At 48.4% G+C, this 18,187-nt stretch carries 19 protein-coding genes; 11 read left to right on the top strand and 8 right to left on the bottom strand.

Annotated elements, in window-relative coordinates; all coding sequences use genetic code 11:
• Positions 1-61: 61 nt before the first annotated feature.
• The 5 genes from Q0698_RS04385 to Q0698_RS04365 all read right to left on the bottom strand — a co-directional run bounded on the left by Q0698_RS04385 (position 62) and on the right by Q0698_RS04365 (position 3,100).
• The gene (locus Q0698_RS04385) at positions 62-733 is read right to left on the bottom strand and encodes a hypothetical protein (RefSeq protein WP_298634110.1); all 672 of its coding nucleotides are present in this window, start codon (positions 731-733) and stop codon (positions 62-64) included.
• Positions 734-838: 105 nt separating this feature from the next.
• A complete protein-coding gene (locus tag Q0698_RS04380; RefSeq protein WP_298634108.1) occupies positions 839-1,090 on the bottom strand; it encodes a GlsB/YeaQ/YmgE family stress response membrane protein in 252 nt (83 codons plus the stop codon).
• A gap of 150 nt (positions 1,091-1,240) precedes the next feature.
• Positions 1,241-1,573 (bottom strand): DUF1289 domain-containing protein, encoded by a 333-nt coding sequence (locus tag Q0698_RS04375; protein ID WP_298634107.1) that lies wholly within the window; start codon positions 1,571-1,573, stop codon positions 1,241-1,243.
• Positions 1,574-1,593: 20 nt separating this feature from the next.
• Positions 1,594-1,902 carry a hypothetical protein gene (locus Q0698_RS04370; protein WP_298634105.1) on the bottom strand — a complete coding sequence of 103 codons (309 nt, stop codon included), beginning with the start codon at positions 1,900-1,902 and terminating at the stop codon, positions 1,594-1,596.
• Positions 1,903-2,098: 196 nt separating this feature from the next.
• A complete protein-coding gene (locus Q0698_RS04365; RefSeq protein ID WP_298634103.1) occupies positions 2,099-3,100 on the bottom strand; it encodes a metal-dependent hydrolase in 1,002 nt (333 codons plus the stop codon).
• A 221-nt stretch (positions 3,101-3,321) separates the two neighbouring features.
• On the opposite strand from Q0698_RS04365, the gene Q0698_RS04360 reads away from it, so the two are divergent.
• The 4 genes from Q0698_RS04360 to Q0698_RS04345 all read left to right on the top strand — a co-directional run bounded on the left by Q0698_RS04360 (position 3,322) and on the right by Q0698_RS04345 (position 7,715).
• Positions 3,322-4,470, top strand: coding sequence for a GNAT family N-acetyltransferase (locus Q0698_RS04360; RefSeq protein ID WP_298634101.1), 1,149 nt, complete (start codon positions 3,322-3,324; stop codon positions 4,468-4,470).
• A gap of 194 nt (positions 4,471-4,664) precedes the next feature.
• Positions 4,665-6,329, top strand: coding sequence for a glycoside hydrolase family 3 N-terminal domain-containing protein (locus tag Q0698_RS04355; RefSeq protein ID WP_298634099.1), 1,665 nt, complete (start codon positions 4,665-4,667; stop codon positions 6,327-6,329).
• A 36-nt stretch (positions 6,330-6,365) separates the two neighbouring features.
• Positions 6,366-7,283 carry a ribosome biogenesis GTPase YlqF gene (gene ylqF / locus Q0698_RS04350; protein WP_298634097.1) on the top strand — a complete coding sequence of 306 codons (918 nt, stop codon included), beginning with the start codon at positions 6,366-6,368 and terminating at the stop codon, positions 7,281-7,283.
• 27 nt (positions 7,284-7,310) lie between these two features.
• Positions 7,311-7,715, top strand: a complete 405-nt coding sequence (locus tag Q0698_RS04345; protein WP_298634096.1) for an acyl-CoA thioesterase — start codon at positions 7,311-7,313, stop codon at positions 7,713-7,715.
• 118 nt (positions 7,716-7,833) lie between these two features.
• On the opposite strand, the gene Q0698_RS04340 is transcribed toward Q0698_RS04345, so the two are convergent.
• Positions 7,834-10,347, bottom strand: a complete 2,514-nt coding sequence (locus tag Q0698_RS04340) for a choice-of-anchor D domain-containing protein (RefSeq protein WP_298634095.1) — start codon at positions 10,345-10,347, stop codon at positions 7,834-7,836.
• Between the two features lie 410 nt (positions 10,348-10,757).
• Between Q0698_RS04340 and Q0698_RS04335 the strand changes: the two genes are divergently transcribed.
• The 7 genes from Q0698_RS04335 (at position 10,758) to queF (ending at position 15,900) form a co-directional block, all read left to right on the top strand.
• Positions 10,758-11,594, top strand: coding sequence for a TauD/TfdA family dioxygenase (locus Q0698_RS04335; protein ID WP_298634093.1), 837 nt, complete (start codon positions 10,758-10,760; stop codon positions 11,592-11,594).
• Positions 11,591-12,328, top strand: coding sequence for a class II aldolase/adducin family protein (locus tag Q0698_RS04330; RefSeq protein WP_298634092.1), 738 nt, complete (start codon positions 11,591-11,593; stop codon positions 12,326-12,328). The genes Q0698_RS04335 and Q0698_RS04330 overlap by 4 nt, the downstream gene beginning before the upstream one ends.
• 76 nt (positions 12,329-12,404) lie before the next feature.
• Positions 12,405-12,809, top strand: coding sequence for a hypothetical protein (locus Q0698_RS04325; RefSeq protein ID WP_298634090.1), 405 nt, complete (start codon positions 12,405-12,407; stop codon positions 12,807-12,809).
• A 7-nt stretch (positions 12,810-12,816) separates the two neighbouring features.
• A complete protein-coding gene (gene arfB / locus Q0698_RS04320) occupies positions 12,817-13,236 on the top strand; it encodes an alternative ribosome rescue aminoacyl-tRNA hydrolase ArfB (protein ID WP_298634088.1) in 420 nt (139 codons plus the stop codon).
• Positions 13,237-13,370: 134 nt separating this feature from the next.
• Positions 13,371-14,291, top strand: coding sequence for an ABC transporter ATP-binding protein (locus tag Q0698_RS04315; RefSeq protein ID WP_298634086.1), 921 nt, complete (start codon positions 13,371-13,373; stop codon positions 14,289-14,291).
• Positions 14,288-15,058: an ABC transporter permease gene (locus Q0698_RS04310; RefSeq protein WP_298634084.1), complete on the top strand. Its 771-nt coding sequence runs from the start codon at positions 14,288-14,290 to the stop codon at positions 15,056-15,058. The genes Q0698_RS04315 and Q0698_RS04310 overlap by 4 nt, the downstream gene beginning before the upstream one ends.
• Positions 15,059-15,060: 2 nt before the next feature.
• Entirely contained in the window at positions 15,061-15,900 is an 840-nt protein-coding gene (gene queF, locus Q0698_RS04305) for an NADPH-dependent 7-cyano-7-deazaguanine reductase QueF (RefSeq protein WP_298634082.1), read from the top strand.
• Between the two features lie 35 nt (positions 15,901-15,935).
• Here queF and Q0698_RS04300 read toward each other — a convergent pair whose 3' ends face one another.
• Positions 15,936-17,312: an adenylate/guanylate cyclase domain-containing protein gene (locus Q0698_RS04300; RefSeq protein ID WP_298634080.1), complete on the bottom strand. Its 1,377-nt coding sequence runs from the start codon at positions 17,310-17,312 to the stop codon at positions 15,936-15,938.
• A 58-nt stretch (positions 17,313-17,370) separates the two neighbouring features.
• Entirely contained in the window at positions 17,371-18,096 is a 726-nt protein-coding gene (locus tag Q0698_RS04295; RefSeq protein ID WP_298634078.1) for an acyltransferase, read from the bottom strand.
• Positions 18,097-18,187 lie beyond the last annotated feature (91 nt).

The following is an 18,187-nucleotide window of genomic DNA, read 5'->3' as shown; positions in this document are numbered from 1 at the left end:
AAGCGTTTTCTGTTTACCTATCAAACCCAAGCTGGTGAAGAAGCTTGTATTCGATTGAGCTTCAATCTTCGTCGACAATGTTGGGTTTTTGCGAAGCAAAATAATAGCTAGCGGCAACGCATAGTAGATAGGGGGCGGCCAATTCAAGCGACTCTTCTAGATACATAAGTTTACCCTCCAAATTGGCGTCAACGGAGATATTAAAACTCGCTAGCTTGCGGCCGATACCATCAATACTTTTTGCGATAACCAAAAATCCCCCGGCTAAGCCGATTGCCAACTCAAATGGTTTAAACCGCCATACCTCTCTAAGAAACGTGCGGGAGTAGCGCCAAAGGATTTGGCCTAGCGCAGCGAGGATTATGCATAGTATCGTCACACCAATAATTTTGGCGAATAGTCCTACATCAGGGCTAACTATAAACTTACTTTTGAGAATCCCTACCGCTGTGAAACGTTTATCTAAATCGAATTCTCGGGCAGAGAAGGCGGCGAGCATCGCAACAAAGTACCAATGTTGACGCGCGAAGTTAAGGCCGCCCTGGCGCAGAATTATTGCGATACATACTAGGTATCCTAGTGCGGAGAGCACCTCTACAATGCCGCCTTCGTGGATCAGTAGTATTAACTGCTGCCCCTGGAGGCGCGTTGCAGCGAAGAAGCAAACAGAGATTGCTATTAAAATTAGGGCGATGGACAAGTAGTAGGGACGACTGTTTACTAAACGCGACATAAAATGATCTCAAGTAACAAAAAAGGGTATAGACAATAAAGCGCTAACGGCTACGAACCCATCCAAGCCCTTTAACTGTATAGATACGATGTTATGGGCTTGTGATTATTTTTTAATAGCGCCCAACACAAGCAGAATAATAACGGCTCCTACGGTTGCAGAAACAATGGCGCCAATTAATCCGCCGCCAATACTAATACCTACTGCCTGAAAGATAACGCCGCCCACGACCGAGCCGATAATACCTACCACGATGTTACCACTCAGTCCCATTCCACCGCCCTTTAACAGAGCGCCGGCCAACCAACCAGCTACACCACCAATCACCAACATGATTAGGATCGCTTCAAGTTCCATAGTATATCTCCTCGCTAGATTACTTAACAAGGCTAGGTCAAATTATTCAAAAAGCGAAACTGCAACTATCCTAGTTGGCTAATCGAGCCCCGAGTTAACGCTTCACACTATGACAGACTCCGATCTGCGAAGTGACAGTTTCTAACACGCTTAGATGAGTGGCATTTGCGGTGAAAAATCTTCCGCTTGGGTTATCTCAGGCTCTTCAAAAACGATGGGCTCACCGAAGAGATCAAACTGAGTTTTTTGTCGCTGCATTTCGAGCGCTTCCTGCTCACGCTTTAATCTTAAGGCTATGTGAAGTCGGCGTTCCCGAAGGGCACATTGCTGAACCACTAAGTGTTTCTGAAAATCAGTGAAATCATTCCAATTAAAGCGCTCTTGACGGCTGCGATAACAACCTTTACAGAATCCTCTACTGTTAACTTCACAGATATTGCGGCAGGGGTTAGGAATTTGGAATAGCTGACCCTGGTCAATCATGAAATAAGCTCCAACGCCAATTAGTCATCATCGACTGACTCACTCACTGAATCGGCTGCCGATTGGGTGGCATTTGACGTAGCCTCCCAAGCGTCGCTCAACGCCTCACCGCTCTTTTCAGCCGCAGTATTTAGTGCTTCACCGGTCGAGTCTCCCGCGTGCTCAATGTCATCGGAAGTTGAAGCGCATCCCGTTGCTAAAATCACTGGGAGAATTAGGGTTAATAATGAAGTTGAACGAGATGCCGGCATAGCAGTGACCTTTTGCGTAGCGTTAAGTTTAACCTGCAAAGTAGAATAAACCAAATTGGGCCGTTTGCCACTTAACATGGTCTCAATCCCTATTTTTCAGGTCCATTCAATGTTTATGCTGCGTAATCAATGAGTATTATTGATGAAGCTTTAGAGTAAATAGCGTCACTGTATTGGAGACTATCGTTCTTTTTTGGATGTTTTTTTATTAAGAAAGTATGGCGCTGTAATGAATGGAGGACTGAAGTCCGCCGCAATGACGCACGATACCTTGTCAATCTCCCAAGAGCTGTCGAATGAATTCAGCTTTCGTTTCGTTACTGAGATTACGGCTGGTAAAGTATTCTACGTGTGAGTCTTCACTGGCGTCACAATTTAGATTGATCCCCCACAGTGGCTCAATCTGATTGGGTACCATGGAATATCGGACGTCGATAACTCTGAGTTCCGGCTGGCTTTGCACGGCGGTAAAGGATTGTGAAAACCAATTAAAGCGAGCTATATCACGGCGCTGTTGGCTAGCTTCAGAAAGGCACTCGGGAATTTGTTCCGCCGTCAGACGTTGAATACTTTCGCCGGGATACCAACGCTGATTGAATCCTAAGTGTGCAGAATCAATATAAAACTGACCGTCGAATTCGTAGACGGTCTTCCACAGCCACAGGTTGCCAATAGTTGGCTTGGCGCTCAATTGAACGGGGACATGACCCCGTAGCGCAGCTTCGTGATGCGCTAATTCTTCAGCTCGCTCCCGCTGAACAACTCCCAGCACTAGGTACACCAACGCCCACGCAATCGCGATCCGTGCCCACTTCGGATTCCTGCTAATGGCAGCGCCCAGGGTTAAACCCACCAGTGGAAGGGTAAACAGCGGGTCAATAATACCAATGGTATTCCAGGATATCCGCTCATTACTAAAGGGCCACAGCAACTGTGTTCCGTAGGTGGTACAGGCATCTAATAAGCCATGGGTAGCAAAGCCTAAGGTCGCAAATAAAAGTGTTTGGCGGAAGGTCATATCACTCCTTCGCCCGAATAAGGGGTGTAATAGTAGCGCCATGATCAACCCACCCACCGGGATGAAAATTAGTGAATGACTAAACTGACGATGATATTCCAGAAAGAGCAGTGGATCGGAGTTGGAGCGGATTAGTACATCTAAATCAGGGGCCATACCAGCAAGTGCGCCAATCAAACCGGCAGCGATAATTTGTTTTGGCTTCGCTGCGGATTGGGGGACGATTGCGCCGACGACAGCTTGACTAACGGGATCCATTGAACACTCTCTATAGGGTTTATTTAGATCAGTCTAAAGCGAAAGGGCGTTTGCGGTCACTTCGGTTATCATCAATAACTGGTGTTCTAGTTGAGAAGGCAAAGGCTTTGGTGAATCATCATGGGACGTTATATTCTTGGCGATTAAAAGGTAGGATGAGTGCGATGTTATCGAATCGATATTCGAGCACAATAAAAGGTAGGCGAGTGTGAGAGGCTGTCATGCAGGTTAAATTGCTGAACTCGGTGGATGAGATAGATTCAAATGAACTGAACGCGCTCCCCGCTAATGATTATCCCTTTCTTCGCGCTGAGTTTCTTCAGGCGCTTGAACACTCTGGTTCAGTAGGTGGAAATTCTGGTTGGCAAGTGTGCCACTTTGCACTGCTTGCTGAAGACGGCGAACTGCTCGCCTTTATGCCCTGTTACCTAAAATGGCACAGTTACGGCGAATATGTATTTGATCACGCATGGGCTGACGCCTACGAACGATCTGGGTTGGCCTACTATCCTAAGTTACTGACCGCAGTACCCTTTACACCCTCTACCGGCCCAAGACTTCGCCTTGCTACGACGGTTAGCGAGCAAGACGCCCTGCAACATTTCACACAAACGATGGAGCAACTCGCCTTTCAAATTAGTGATGAATCCGTGCGGCCCAGCTCTTGGCACTATTTATTTGCTCAGAATCGCCCTGCTAGTGAGTTAGCACTGCTGCACCGTAGTTCAATACAGTTTCATTGGTTTAATCGAAGCTATGACAACTTTGATTCCTTTTTGGGACAATTGAAGTCACGCAACCGAAAGGCGATTCGAAAGGCTCGACAACGTGTTAGTGATCAAGGTGTCAGCTGTCGAATGGTTAAGGGCACGGATTTGAGCGCAGCCGATTGGGACCAATTTACTCGCTTTTACCAATCCACCTATCGCAAACGAAGCGGACATAATGGCTATCTCAATGGTGCATTTTTTCGCAGCGTCGGTGAGTCGCTAGCGCCGCAAATCCATATGGCACAGGCGTTCCGCGATGGCGAATGGATTGCCGCAGCGTGGTTTATGCAGGATAGTACGACGCTCTATGGACGTTATTGGGGCTGCTCTGAAGACGTGGACGAACTGCATTTTGAGCTCTGTTACTATCAAGCCATAGAATTTGCCATCGCCAACGGGCTTCAGCGGATTGACGCGGGAGCACAGGGGGTTCATAAACTAAAGCGAGGCTTTGAACCCGTCCTTACAGATTCGTACCACGCTATTTATCAGCCTGAATTCAAGGCTGCGATTGCCGATTTTCTGCAGCGTGAAGCGTTGGATATAAACAGTGAGTTTCAAGCCTGCTCCGAATATCTGCCCTATCGGACAGAGAGCTAGTTGCGTTACGCGATTAGAAACTACTGGGTGACATCCGCCTGATGTCAGTCAAACGCGAGTTACCAAACTGTGCTGACAGGACTTCGTTGACAGGAGTTCGCTCACAGGACTTCGCTGACAGAACAGCACTCACGAGACAGCCCCTCGACCCTGAGTTACACTTATTACTCTATTAAGCTTGAATGGAATCGCTAGTGCGCCCAGATAATTCACTTCGCCAACAACTTAGCCGCCGGATGATGTTAGACCTAAGGTTATTTGGGGAAACTCAGGAGACAACCGCTCCCCTGACTCAGCTGCCAACACAGTGGCGTGAATTCCTCCAGCTGAACCCGCTGGCGGGCGTGGTGCTGTTTGCCGAGAACATTTCCACGATTGAGCAGTGTGTAGCCTTAACCGCCTCACTCCGAGAAGCTAGCAGCAATCCAAGGATGTTGATTGGCATCGATCAAGAGGGCGGTAGGGTAATGCGAACGCCTCGTGGCATGTGTACTGATTTTGCTGGGCCAATGGCCATGGGGGCAGCCGCGGCAGGCGGTATGTCGCGCAGCCATGTGGTGGCCGCGGCGATGGGGCTTGAGCTTCAGGCATTGGGTATTAATTTAAATTTCGCCCCCACCGTGGATGTGAATAGTAATCCGGCCAATCCGGTCATCAATGTCCGAGCATTCGGAGAGTCCGTTGAACTGGTATGCAGTGAGGGCGGAGCCTTTACCGCGGGCCTGCAAGCCAGTGGCGTTGGGGCGGTACTGAAACACTTCCCCGGTCACGGCGATACGCATTCCGATAGCCACGTTGGCCTTCCTCGCGTGGATCGAAATGAGGATGAGGCCTTCGCCATAGACCTAGCTCCCTATCGTCACTTCATTGCTCGCCAAAACCCCGCTGCTATTATGACTGCGCACATCCAGTATCCCTCTCTAGACAACTCGCCGTTGGTTGATGTGAATGGGCAAGAGGCTATTCGCCCTGCCACGTTATCACGGCGAATCCTTAGCGAGTTGCTGCGCGATAGGCTGGAATTTAAAGGTTGTATCATCACCGACGCGCTGGATATGGGCGCCATTGCTGAGAACTTTGATCTGGTGCAGGCTGCGCTCGAAAGTTTGGCAGCGGGTGCGGACATTTTGCTCATGCCGTTCCGTATCGAAGGCCCCGCTGATTTTATCCGCTTTGAGCAGTTTCTTGATGAGCTGGTGGCTGGCGTAGCTGAATTTCCCAGTATTCAACGGGAAATGTCGGCATCAATTGCGCGCATTGAAGCGCTCGAAGCGCGTTATCCGCCAATCGCTCTAAACCCGGCCGTGATTCGCAGCCCTAGCCATCTTGCACTTGAAACGGAGTTAGCCCAGTTGTCAATTTGTTCGATAGGTGAGGACAGCTTGAATCGAAGCCAGTCCGTGGTTGTGTCAGGTAGTTCAGTTGCGTTAGCCATATCTATAGCTAGCGAGCTTAAATTGCTGGGCTTTGACTGTCTTAATGTTCGACCCTACGAACTTAAAGAGTATCTAAATTGCCAGCTAGTTTGGGTTGAATTGTCACCCAATGATAGTGCGGTAGACTGGGGTGGAACGGACTTTAGTGAGACAGACGATAGTACTCAGAGCAATGATTTTGAGATTGTTGATGTGCTCTCAAGCAACCGTGTTGCGGGTGGACGCAATTGGTTTTTGGCGATGCGCTCACCCTATATTAACCCCCGTATTCTGCCGCAAGCTACTGTGCTCTTCAGCTATCACTATTCCACCGCAGTGCATCCGGAAACCAAGAGAGCACTCTCTCCGGTATACAAAAGCTTGGCGGAAATTATGAGCGGCGAACGCACAGCACGTGGATCTTTACCCGTTTCAGTAGGGTAATGCGTTATACTGCGCTCAATTCGCAAAGGATTCACTATGACAATTAACTGGTTTCCCGGCCACATGCATAAGGCCACGAAAGAGATTAAGCAGCGTCTACCCAGCGTAGATCTTATTATTGAAGTGCTGGATGCAAGAATCCCTTACAGTAGTGCTAATCCTGTCATTACAAAGTTACGAGGCGATAAGCCCTGTATCAAATTACTCAATAAGAGTGACCTTGCTGACCCTGAGGTTACCAAGCAGTGGATTGCCCACTTCGAGCAGGATAAGTCCGTTAGATCGATGGCCGTGACGAGCCATAAGCCGGATCAAATTCGAGCAATCTTGCATGATATTCGTAATCTCTTTGCTGACAACTTTGAGCGCGGCCGTCCTATTCATATCATGATTACCGGCATCCCTAACGTGGGTAAGTCCACCATTATTAATATTTTAGCTCAACGTATTATTGCTAAAACGGGCAACGAACCGGCGGTCACTAAAGGACAACAAAAGATTAATTTACCGGATGGTTTGTTCCTTTGGGACACACCGGGAATTCTTTGGGGGAAATTTCACAACCAAGCCGCTGCCTATCGCCTTGCTACCACAGGCGCGATAAAAGAAACCGCGGTTAGTAATGACGACATTGCCGCGTGGGCAGCCGAATATCTGTTACGCGCCTATCCCGAGGCCTTGGTTAAGCGCTACGAGCTAGCTGAAACACCGCGCGATGAAATCGATTTCCTTGAGCAGGCGGGTAAGCGACGCGGCTGTATTAGCCGAGGCAATCAGATTGATTTCGAAAAGATCGCGAAGATATTCCTAACCGAATACCGCGACGCAACGCTGGGATTGCTGAGTTTAGAAACCCCTCAGATGGCCGAAGCCGAAGAAGCTGAGGTTGAAGCAAAACTAGCGGCCGAAGCGGAAGCTAAGGACCAGAAAAAGAAGCAGCGTAAGCGACGCTAGTGTTTGAACAATAGGAAGGCAGAATTAATGAGTTTATTACGTGAAGCGATTGAACCAAGCTTCTTTGAGACTGATGCCCTAGGGCATATTAATAATACGGTAGTGCCGAAATGGTTTGAGAAAGCACGGTTGCCACTGTTTCGTATCTTCACCCCGGATTTAAACCCTGCTGAATGGCGTTTGATCGTGCTCAAAATTGAGGTTGAGTACACCGCTCAAATTCACTATCAGTATCCGGTCGAAATTCAGACTTGGGTGAGTAAAATCGGCAATTCCTCTTTCGTAGTAACTCAGCAGGTTCTTCAGCATGGGGAAATTTGTGCGCAAGGGAGTACTGTAATGGTTCATTTTGACTACCAGAATCAAGTCAGTGAGCCCATGAACGAAGAACAAAAAGCGGGCTTAGCCTCCTTTCAGCTAGCGAAATCCTGAACGCTGGATTGCCCTAGACTTAGTGCCCTAGCTAAAAGAAAAGCGGTTAGTGATGTATCACTAACCGCTTTCTTTATTTGAGGTGAATATCAAGAGTCACCCTGTTTCTATCACGATTTTAGTTGCCGCAGATAGGAGCGATTTTATTCAGCTCGGTTTCTGCACTGCCGAATGCAAAGGCGTTACTGTCACTCACATAGTAATAGATAACCCCATTCGGGAACATCACAACCCCAATGCCGCCGTAGCCTGACATATAGCTGACCCAAGAACCGGCACTACATAGTGGACTAGCGCGCTGACCCATATCGTAGGTCCATACACTGTTGAGGTAGCGCGACTCACTGCCGTAGGTCTCAATGCCCAGGTCACCGCCATTTACCAACATGTCGTCCATAATTGCTGGGTCTAGCACCTGTTGGCCGTTGATGACACCGCCATCGTTGATAACTTGACCAAGCTTGATCATATCATCGGCGTGCCAAGTCATACCATGACTCCAGAATGGATCTGCTGGCGAACCCTGAGTGCGAACCGTGGTGTAGGTCGCTGGGCTCAAGTTCAATGGCTTATAAACTTCTTCCACCAGTTTCTCGAACAGATCACCACTTGCGTAGTAATTATCCATGGCCACACCGGCGATGTAGGTGTCCGAGGAGTGATACGAGAAGTGACTGTTTGGAGTTGCCTTGCGAATATAGCGCTCGCAGGCATGTTTGATCTTCTGATCGTGAGTAAACACTAGGAAGAAGTTATTGAGTACATTCGAGCTACCCTCATCACCTTCATAGGACGCTAGGCGGTAGTTGCCCGTCGCCATATCTAGCGCGTTTTCAACGGTCACGTCACTCCAAATTGAAGAGGTGCCATTAATACCGTCTTGGCACTCGGCAACCTGTTCGGCAATGTTCATGTAGCGTGCGCTATCGCCAAACTGTTGAGAAAGTAATGCATGAGAAAAGGCCGCTGTCGCAGTTTTTGCAGTGGAGTATGAGGGTAGACCCATCACTTCACAGAAGGGATAATCACCATAGCGCGTGGAGCAGCTGGCAGCGTAGTGGACGCCATCCACAAGTACCCCGTGAGTGGTGGGAGATGAAGCCTGTTCAGAGCCAATGTTGGCACTGATCACACCACTGTAAACGTCGTCTAGATCCGAGATTGGACGAGTTGGTATCCGGCTGGCAACTTCAGATTCGTAATTACTAATCAATGTTGCCGCTCCGGTGACGCTCTGGGCTTGATAATCCGCTGCGGCGAGCCCCCAAAGGTCATACTGGAAGTAGAGACAAGTCTCGGCACCAACCTGAATAGCGACGTTGGTAATGGAACCATCATCCTTAAAGGCAAAACTCATGATGCCATTATGGGTACAGTTGGCTTGAACCTCCTGTAACGAGAATGGGATAGCAACACGGCTGAAGCCGTTGTCGTTGTTTTCGTCCCAAACACGTCCAGGCTCTAAGATAAGGTTCCAATCTCCGTGACCCGTAACGATCAGCCCACGATCTTTAGGAATGATGTGGGAACCCGATTGTACGAACTCAAAATCGAAACCGGGGAAGCTGCTAGGATCTCTATAGAGTCCGGCTTGTGCCTTACCAGAGGTTCGCTCGTCAAAGTTCAGTGCGACTTTCTGTCCGCCATTAATAACCAGGCGACCTTCGAAGTTATTACTTGGTTCTCGGGCGTTGGATTGGTCGGCATTGGCCTCTGTTACACCGTGTGAATAGGCCGAGTAATCATTGAGAGCAAGATTTGACCCCTGAAGCTCGGAGAGCGTTAAGGCTGATCGAGCGACATCACCGCTGCCACTAAACTGGTGCAGGTCTCCACTAGGAGGGGGCGGCGTAGTGGTGTCTGATCCAAAGCCCGAGAGTGCCAGTGTTTGCTCGCCATCATTGGTTGCTATGGATAGAGTTTGGTTTACCGAGCCAGCGCCTACCGGCGTAAAGCTCATACTTAGGTTACAGCTTGAATCCGCGCCAACGGAAGTATTGGAACAGGTATCGTCGGTGATAGAAAATGGCGCTGTGTAGCCAGTGACGGCTCCTACTGCTAAATCCGCGTTGCCAGTATTGCTCAGCGTGAAGGTTCTAGCAGCGCTGTCGCCTACTTGGACTGAACCAAAGGCTCCATTGCCGTCCAGCGCAGCGTTAGGAGAGGGCGCGCCGCCACCGGAAATGCTAATGTTATCGGCGTAACAATAATCTGCTGCTGAGCCAACTTGCACATAACGGACGAAGGTACTGCCGCCCGATGTCTGAGTGGTCGCTGAGTAGAAGTCATCTCGATCTTGAGCCGGTGAAAGCGATAGAATTGGCGCTCCCCAATTCACGCCATCGGTTGAGACGTACACGTCGCAGCCGTTTCCGTTTTCTAGTGAACCGGCAGCCATTGATAAGCTAACATCGCCATCTGCGGGGAACTCGCGAATCGCCACAGCGCCGCCTTTGAGGCGCATTGAGTAGTTGTCGATGCTTTTAAAACTGTTGATAGCAACGGTACCGGCAAGCTGCCAGCCATCTAGGTTGCCGTCCTCAAAATCTTCGGTGATTTGCGCTTGCACCACAGCGCTGACACTTAAGCTCAGTGAGAGTGAAAGTGGTAGTGATAGTGTCTTAAAGTCCATGGGACCCCCTTGAAAACAATGATAGTTAATCCAATGGTTCTAACTACAAGAGACCGCGCAGTCCTACCTTCACTGATTACTTCAATGCAGTCGCCTTCGAACACTTCCTTTTATTTATTGGTTGTTTTATATACAGCCATGTCATGTTATCGGTATCGGGGTATGGGCGAATAGAGCCAGTTGGACGACGGATATGGAGCCAAATAGACCAAAAGCCCTGTAATGCATGGAGCCAGCGAGAGCGAAACGTGATCTCAGTCACGGATACCCGAGGGAAGCCGCCGTACACGGTGATCATGGACATTGGCCTCGGCACTAAATATAGATGTCGCCTAGGTGATAGTTTGTGTTTAAGCAGAAGCTTAAGCTGCTAGGATAACTATAATTAACCACGAAAAGTGGGAGGTAAAATGCATATAGAACCTTATTCAAAGGGCTGCGGAGCGGTGGTCTCAAATATAGATTTGGCCCATGTTTCGGCAGACGAAGCGCAAGAGCTTAAGAAGCTGCTTGCCGAATACGGGGTACTTTTTTTTCGCGCGCAACAACTATCGGAGAGCGCCCATATTGATCTAGCCAATGCATTGGGTGAGATTGTTCATAATAAATTTTTTAAGCCCGTCCCTAAATTTCCGAGTATTGCCGAGGTTCGTAAAGAGGCGAAACAGGAAATGAACATTGGCGGTGGCTGGCATACCGATCATTCCTACGATGTTGAACCCGCATTGGGGTCTATTTTGGTAGCTCGTGAGTTACCTTCGAATGGCGGTAATACTCGCTTTGCGCACCTGGGCCGAGCCTGCGCCGGCTTATCGGTGGGGTTTCGTAAAATGCTATCGCAGCTTACAGCGGTGCACTCGAATGAACACATCTATGGACCGAATGGTTTCTATAGTCAAACTGATCTGGCCGAGGTACTGAGTGGTTCATCGGAAGTGGGTTCAGCAACGCATCCAGTGATTATCCGTCACCCCGTTTCGGGAGCTGAAGTGCTTTACGTAAACCCAGGGCACGTTTTAGGTATTGAGGGCTGGAACAAAGCGGAAGCCTCTGCCTTATTGGAATATTTATATCAATTTGTAGATCAAGCTGATTACACCTGTTCATTTAACTGGGAACCCGGTTCTATTGCTATCTGGGATAATCGTATGACTTGGCATTTTGCTGATAACGACTATCAGGGTGAACGCAGACTGATGCATCGAATTACCTTAGCGGGAGAACCATTGGAGGCCATGGAGCTATGACTGAGACTGAACGTAAGTTGCGAATCGAGCTTGCAGCCTGCTATCGAATTTTCGCCCATCTTGGTTGGGATGAGCTGATTTATAACCATATAACGGTAAAGATTCCCGATACTCCCAATCACTTTCTAATCAACCCCTATGGCTTACATTACAGTGAAATAACGGCATCCTCGCTGTTGAAGGTAGGTATTACAGGGAACAAGATTGACGATAGTGAATACGACGCTAATCCAGCGGGAATGGTGATCCATAGTGCGGTGCATGCCGCGCGGCCCGATCTGCACTGTATCACTCACCTCCACACCAACGAAGGTTTGGCGGTAGCCTGCTCCAAAAACGGCTTACGTCACGATAACTTCTATTCGGTAATGCTTTACAATCGCGTTGCCTATCACGATTTTGAGGGGCTAACCGTCAACGATGGTGAGAAAGAGCGACTCGTGGCCAGTTTGGGTCATCACTCGCAATTGATTCTTCGCAATCATGGGTTATTAAGTGCTGGCGGAACAATCGAAGAAGCCTTTATTGCCACTTGGACACTTCAACGCGCCTGCGAGATTCAAGTAGCTTGCGATGCCACCGGGCAAGAAGTGATTCCTATTAGCGCTGAGATTGGTGAAAAAACCGAGCAGCTACTCGAGACTCAAATTGGCTCGGCGGGCTTAGGTCGACGAGAATATGCGGCCATGCGTAGAGTGGTGGCGCAACATAATCCGGGTTTTGATGATTTGTAGAGTATGTAGGTGTTCTCGCTGGTTAGACGTCACTCCTTGCGAGGAGTACAATGGCGTTTTTTCCTAGGCGAATATCATGCAAGAGCGATTATACAAACAAATCCATGGCTATGCGGTTCAACTTATGGCAGCCGCAGATGACGGTGATGAAGAGTTGTTTGGACGACTCTTCGAGCAACTAAACGAGTTATGCCAAAAGCATCAAGATTCCGAAAATGATCACCCCGCTCAGTGGGAGGCGCTTGCTGATTTCACTGAAGATGCAGAGTTGGCATTGGCTCGTTACCAACACGCACTTGAGGTAGCTACTCGCTTAGAGACGCGCGATTATATCTCGTCAATCAATTTCAATTGGGCCGTGTTATTACGAGAAATGGGGCGTGAAGAAGAGGCGATCGAACGGTGTAAATTTGCAGCGGTCAGTGCCAAGGGAAGCTCCGATAAGCAGCTTAATGCCGACATTCGTGCCTTCCTGAAGTAATACAGAAATGCTACGCCTATCTAATAACGTGGAAATACCCCGTGCGGAGCTGGAATTTAATGCCATGCGCGCACAGGGTGCGGGTGGACAAAATGTCAACAAGCTTAACTCCGCCATCCATCTCCGTTTTGATATTAAGGCATCGTCACTCCCTGAGTTCCATAAACAACGCCTACTAAAACTGCGCGATAGTCGTGTTAGTAAAGAGGGCGTCATCGTCATTAAGGCACAGCAACATCGGACTCAGGAAAAGAACCGCGAAGATGCTCTACTTCGCCTGAAAGAGTTGATTCTAGAGGCGATTAAGGTCGTGCCGACACGCAAAGCGACTAAACCTACTAAATCCTCGCAGCGAAAACGATTGGATAGTAAGACGAAACACGCGTCCACCAAACGAATGCGTGGACGAGTGGATGGTCATGCTTGATTAAAGATTTAACGACACGTGATTCCCCAAAATACGACCAAAGCGCCACATATGAAGCACTTTCGGTTAATCCAGTTTTGCAGCAATGCCGATGCTCGGTATACTTAAGCTTTTCTAAACCCGTTGGATAAAACATGACCAGTGCGCTGTCGATCAAACAATTAACAAAGACCTACGAAAACGGTTTCGAGGCTCTCAAGGGCATCGACTTCGAAGTAAAGCAGGGCGATTTCTTTGCGCTGCTCGGCCCGAATGGAGCCGGTAAATCAACGACTATCGGCGTGTTAAGTTCGCTAGTGCGTAAGTCGACGGGCAGCGTTTCCATTATGGGCGTGGATATTGATGACGACTTTGCCAAGGCTAAGCAATTTCTGGGTGTCGTACCTCAGGAATTCAATTTCAATGTCTTTGAGAAGGTCTACAACATTCTGATCACTCAAGCGGGTTTTTACGGTATTAGCGAGGCCGACGCGAAACCGAGAGCAGAAAAGTACCTTAAGGAGCTTGGGCTCTGGGACAAGCGAGATGATGTAGCTCGTAACTTATCTGGTGGTATGAAGCGCCGATTAATGATTGCTAGGGCGCTTATTCATGAACCGCGTATCTTGATTCTGGATGAACCGACTGCGGGCGTTGATATTGAACTGCGTCGCAGCATGTGGGCATTCCTTCAGAAGGTGAATGCCGAAGGCGTAACGATCATCTTAACGACTCATTACCTTGAAGAGGCTGAAAGTCTCTGCCGTAATGTCGCGATTATTGATCGCGGTATCATTGTTGAAAATACCACCGTTAAATCGCTACTCGGAAGGCTTCAACGGGAGACTTTCGTATTTGACCTGGCTAGCGAGGCAGGGCACCGACCATCGGTGGACGGCTACGAACTTCGTTGGACTGACGACTCTTCCTTTGAGGTGGATGTAGAAAAATCTCAGGGCTTAAGTAAATTATTCGGCGAAATCTCAAAACTAAACCTCGATGTCTCGTCAATGCGTAACAAAGCTAATCGTTTAGAAGAGCTGTTTATTAGTCTAACTGGAGAATCGAAGCAATGAATTCACGGGAATTATGGATTGCCTATCTCACAATTGTGAGGAAAGAAGTTCGCCGATTCATTCGCATTTGGCCACAGACAATTCTGCCACCGGCAGTGACTACGGGACTCTATTTTGTAATTTTTGGCGCTTTGATTGGCCAACGAATTGGGCCCATGGGAGGCTTCAACTACATGGAGTTTGTCGCCCCCGGTTTGATTATGATGACCATTATCACCAACTCCTACTCAAATGTTGCCTCAAGTTTCTTTAGCGCCAAGTTTCAGAACTCCGTTGAGGAACTATTAGTATCGCCAACCCCTAACTGGGTTATTTTAGCGGGCTGGGTGTCCGGCGGTGTCGCCCGAGGTCTCTGTGTTGCAGCAGTGGTTACCGTGCTCACGCTGATCTTTACAGACCTGTCGGTTACGCATATAGGTCTGACTTGCCTGGTAATTCTCAACACGGCAATCCTGTTCGCCACAGCTGGCTTTATTAATGCCGTGTATGCGCGAACCTTCGATGATATCTCCATCATTCCTACCTTTGTGCTAACGCCGTTGACCTACCTTGGCGGAATTTTTTACTCAATTACGCTACTTCCTGCCTTTTGGCAGAGTGCGAGTATGGCCAATCCGATTTTCTATATGGTCAATGCCTTCCGCTATGGGGTTTTGGGCGAAAGCGATGTCTCACCAATGATTGCCATTGTGATGACCTTAGGTCTAACGGCTATTTTGGTCTGGGCAGCTCTACGCTTGCTCAATAGCAGTAGAATGAGAGCGTAGAAGTGTCCGAAATTAATAACATTCACGAACAAATCCCGCTTGGCAAGAGTACCGAGTATCAATCTCATTACAATCCAGCGCTGCTGGCGCCAATTCCTCGAGGGCTCTCTCGTCGTACGTTAGCTGCGTGTCAGCGAGAGATGTTTGGTGAGGACCTATGGACCGCCTACGAGATGTCCTGGCTTAAGCCCGGCGGGGTGCCGGTTGTGGCAGTCATGCGCTGCCATGTTCCGAGTACCAGTACACACATTATTGAATCAAAGAGCTTCAAACTCTACTTAAACTCCTACAACGGCTCTGAGTTCGACTCATTCAAGGCGGTTGAGCAACAATTGAAGGCGGATTTAAGTGCGGCAGCGGGTGAATCGGTTAGTGTCGTTTTGGAGCGTTTAGATGCAGCTGAAACATCACTTCAGGTTGGTGCGCTAGCCGGCATAGATTGCGTTGATGATTTGGCTATTACGGTGACTCAATATGAGCCGGATGCGAGTTTGTTGGCTGTAGATGACAGCATGCTTGTAGAAGAGGCACTTTGCTCTCATTTACTTAAAAGTAACTGCCCAGTCACGAGTCAACCGGATTGGGCCAGTGTCATTATTCGCTATAAAGGTCCGCAAATCGTGCCAGAGAGTTTTCTTGCCTATGTGATTTCATTTCGCGAGCACCAAGACTTTCATGAACATTGCGTAGAGCGGATGTATGTGGATTTGATGAATCGCTTTAACTTTGACTACTTGGATGTGGTGGCGAGGTACACGCGTAGAGGAGGGTTGGATATTAATCCATTCCGCTCAAGCCGAGCAGACGCGCCTCGAATTGAAACGCGTTTGGTTCGACAATAAGCTTAATCAAGAATAAGAGCGCTAGCAGTTAGCCGCTAACCCTTTTGTTGAAGGTGCTCTGCAGCGGATTTCAGAGCCTTAAGTACTTCGGCTCTGTCCTTAGGTTTGAGTTCATCGAGGTCCATGTGTAGGCTAAATCCATCCGCGTATTGTTCGATGAAAGATTTTTTTCCGCCTAAATTTTTACGCCAATCCAGTGCTTCGTAAACCGTTACTGGCTGACTAAATCCCTTGACGTCAATCTGTCCCACCTTACGACACATGATTCGATCCTTAATGAGCGCATAGGTGGTGTGACTCACTAATATTTGTCCAGGCTGCGCGGCAGCTTCAAGTCTTGAGGCTAGATTTACTTCGGTTCCCAAAACGGTGTAATCCATTCGCGATTCGGTGCCAAAGTTTCCAACGGTACAGTAACCCGTATTAATGCCGATGCGCATTTCAAGTGGCTTTGAGACACCCTGGAGACGCCATTGCTTCTGTAATTTACGTAAGTGCTTGCGCATGGCAATGGCCATTCCCACAGCCTTCATAGCGTCCATTTTAGCGCCATCAGACTCTGGATCTCCGAAGAATACCATCACGGCATCACCGATGAATTTATCAATCGTACCGTCGTAGCGTTGGGCAATTTGACTCATTTCGGTAAGATACGTGTTAAGAAGCTCAGTGAGAGGTTCAGCCTCTAACTCTTCGGCCAACGTACTGAACTCTTTTAGGTCTGAAAAGAAGACCGTGAGTTTTTTACGCTGGGTGCCCAAGCGAACGTCTCGTCCCGACATGATTTGTTGATGAATTTGTGGCGATATGTATTTGCTCAGCTTGTAATTATTCAGCTGCAGGGCGATATGTTCTTCCTTGAAGACTTTACTATTTTCACGCTCACGGCGAACCGCATCGTGCATGAATAGGCCATAAATACAGAAGTAGCTAGTGATACCAATTAAGGCCGCCTTGCTGATTGCTAGATCATTACTAAATGTCAGTACGGGTTCATGAAACAACGTCATGGTTGCGATACCCGCGATAAAGGCAACATTATCGTTACGCCACTTGATACCGCCACCGGCAACCAAGGCATTAAATTGCACCAGTGCAACAAACATAATGGTTGGTAGGAGACTGAAGTCAATTAACGTCAGTGCGCCACCAATTAAGGCCGCATCGGCGGCATTAAACCACTGGACCTTATTCTTGAGCTGCTTTTCGAATGCTTTAGTTATTTGGTAGCTAATTCCAGGATACACTAGGGTGAATAATGCGTAGCCATAAATAGTCCAGTTCAAGCTTTCTGCGGCCGTGGTATATAACGTTGCCGCAGCGGCAATGCAACTGAGTGTGCGGAACAAATACTGGTTTCGGGCCGTAGATTCGGATGAAACAGAGCCCTCGTTCTCGCGTATATTTAGCATTAGATTGTTAGTTATCCATTCTATAGTTGTAATAGGAACAATTGCTTAGACAAAAAGACTAACGCTTTTTGTTAGGTGCTACAAGCTGACGCGCCCAGCCAAAGAAAGAATTTCCTTCCATCACATAACGGTCCAACTCCTGAGCTGTTGCTTCGAAGTGTTGCGGGTTGGAAAACATGGCCTCTCGCTTTAACATTCTTCGTTTTGGATTTAACTTCTTTATAATTTTAGCAGGCACTCCAGCAACTACCACATTATCCGGTACATCACTGGTAACGACAGCACCGGCACCGACTACCGAATTATCACCGATCGATACTCCCTTCGTCACAATGGCTCGTTCACCTATCCAAACATTATTGCCAAGGGTGACCGCCGCGGTTGCTTTACCAAAAGGGCGCAAACGATTGTAAAGGCCATGCCAGTCGGAATCTGAGATGGAAGCTTCCGCTGCTAGCATACAGTTATCACCAATTATGACGGACTTAGCCGCCTGAATTTTAACACCAGGTGAGATAAGGCAGTAGTCGCCAATGTGAATCGAGGCGGGACCAGATTGGCTAGGCCAGGAAATTAAACGGACGTTTCTATCGGAATCACAGGCCATATGAAGGCAGTCACCGATTCGAATTCCCGCGCCAAACAACTTGAGGTGGCGAGGTCCAACAATATGCGGATAACTTCCGAGTTCGTCTAGCTCCGGCGCAACAAAACGTTGCACGTAGAATCGATTCAATTTGATTTGTAGGTGTTTTAGCCACGCGGGCCGATGATCCTTACGCACAGGTTCTTCCCAATTACCATTCTGACGATAAGTATCCCAGCATAAGGTAACTAGGTGAAGTCATTAATTGTTGAGATTCATACAATTGGGT

It is taken from the genome of uncultured Umboniibacter sp. (genome assembly GCF_947497555.1).
In the GTDB taxonomy this organism is placed as follows: domain Bacteria; phylum Pseudomonadota; class Gammaproteobacteria; order Pseudomonadales; family DSM-25080; genus Umboniibacter.
Note: the sequence above shows the minus strand (reverse complement) of the source record. Positions and strands in the feature narration are given on the sequence as shown.

Excerpts from the sequence above, each read along its gene's own strand:
- Q0698_RS04385 (WP_298634110.1), bottom strand. The coding sequence starts at position 733 with ATGTCGCGTTTAGTAAACAGTCGTCCCTACTACTTGTCCATCGCCCTA.
- Q0698_RS04380 (WP_298634108.1), bottom strand. The coding sequence starts at position 1,090 with ATGGAACTTGAAGCGATCCTAATCATGTTGGTGATTGGTGGTGTAGCT.
- Q0698_RS04375 (WP_298634107.1), bottom strand. The coding sequence starts at position 1,573 with ATGATTGACCAGGGTCAGCTATTCCAAATTCCTAACCCCTGCCGCAAT.
- Q0698_RS04370 (WP_298634105.1), bottom strand. The coding sequence starts at position 1,902 with ATGTTAAGTGGCAAACGGCCCAATTTGGTTTATTCTACTTTGCAGGTT.
- Q0698_RS04365 (WP_298634103.1), bottom strand. The coding sequence starts at position 3,100 with ATGGATCCCGTTAGTCAAGCTGTCGTCGGCGCAATCGTCCCCCAATCC.
- Q0698_RS04360 (WP_298634101.1), top strand. The coding sequence starts at position 3,322 with ATGCAGGTTAAATTGCTGAACTCGGTGGATGAGATAGATTCAAATGAA.
- ylqF (WP_298634097.1), top strand. The coding sequence starts at position 6,366 with ATGACAATTAACTGGTTTCCCGGCCACATGCATAAGGCCACGAAAGAG.
- Q0698_RS04345 (WP_298634096.1), top strand. The coding sequence starts at position 7,311 with ATGAGTTTATTACGTGAAGCGATTGAACCAAGCTTCTTTGAGACTGAT.
- Q0698_RS04340 (WP_298634095.1), bottom strand. The coding sequence starts at position 10,347 with ATGGACTTTAAGACACTATCACTACCACTTTCACTCTCACTGAGCTTA.
- Q0698_RS04335 (WP_298634093.1), top strand. The coding sequence starts at position 10,758 with ATGCATATAGAACCTTATTCAAAGGGCTGCGGAGCGGTGGTCTCAAAT.
- Q0698_RS04330 (WP_298634092.1), top strand. The coding sequence starts at position 11,591 with ATGACTGAGACTGAACGTAAGTTGCGAATCGAGCTTGCAGCCTGCTAT.
- Q0698_RS04325 (WP_298634090.1), top strand. The coding sequence starts at position 12,405 with ATGCAAGAGCGATTATACAAACAAATCCATGGCTATGCGGTTCAACTT.
- arfB (WP_298634088.1), top strand. The coding sequence starts at position 12,817 with ATGCTACGCCTATCTAATAACGTGGAAATACCCCGTGCGGAGCTGGAA.
- Q0698_RS04315 (WP_298634086.1), top strand. The coding sequence starts at position 13,371 with ATGACCAGTGCGCTGTCGATCAAACAATTAACAAAGACCTACGAAAAC.
- Q0698_RS04310 (WP_298634084.1), top strand. The coding sequence starts at position 14,288 with ATGAATTCACGGGAATTATGGATTGCCTATCTCACAATTGTGAGGAAA.
- Q0698_RS04300 (WP_298634080.1), bottom strand. The coding sequence starts at position 17,312 with ATGCTAAATATACGCGAGAACGAGGGCTCTGTTTCATCCGAATCTACG.